This window comes from Pseudoalteromonas sp. CR1 (assembly GCF_019392235.1).
Taxonomy (GTDB): Bacteria; Pseudomonadota; Gammaproteobacteria; order Enterobacterales; family Alteromonadaceae; genus Pseudoalteromonas.
The window spans coordinates 1-360 of the sequence record NZ_JAHXRM010000080.1 but is presented as its reverse complement, the minus strand read 5'-3'; the positions used below and the strand labels follow the sequence as shown (position 1 = coordinate 360).

Sequence of the window (360 nt, the reverse complement as noted above, 5' to 3'; positions counted from 1 at the left end):
TCCAGCGACAAGGTCGCGCCATGGGCCTGGGCCGAGATCACGCCCAGTTGCGCCGGTGTCGATTGCGCCGGCGTGGTTTTGTAGATGGGCACGGGGCTGGCGGGCACCAGGCGTCTGCCGGCAGGGGCGGTGGGGAATTCGTCTTCGAACCACAGGCCCAGGGTGCCCACGGTGCGGCTATAGGCGGGGTTGAAGAAAATATCGCTGACGTTGTCCAGCCCCTGCTGATACATGGCCTGCACCTTGGCCTGGGCTGCCGCACTGGAGCTGTGGGTGTCGATGGGCGGGTAATTGTTGAGGATGCCGTTCTTGTCGTAGCAGGTCAGGTAGGTGGAAAAGCGGAACATCAGGCCCTTGGCA

The 360-nt window shown here is 63.6% G+C and carries 1 protein-coding gene; it reads right to left on the bottom strand.

The genetic code is table 11. From position 1 onward, the window contains the following. Positions 1-360 (bottom strand): hypothetical protein (locus KZZ04_RS18565; protein ID WP_219423710.1); only part of this gene is annotated, 360 nt, incomplete at both ends.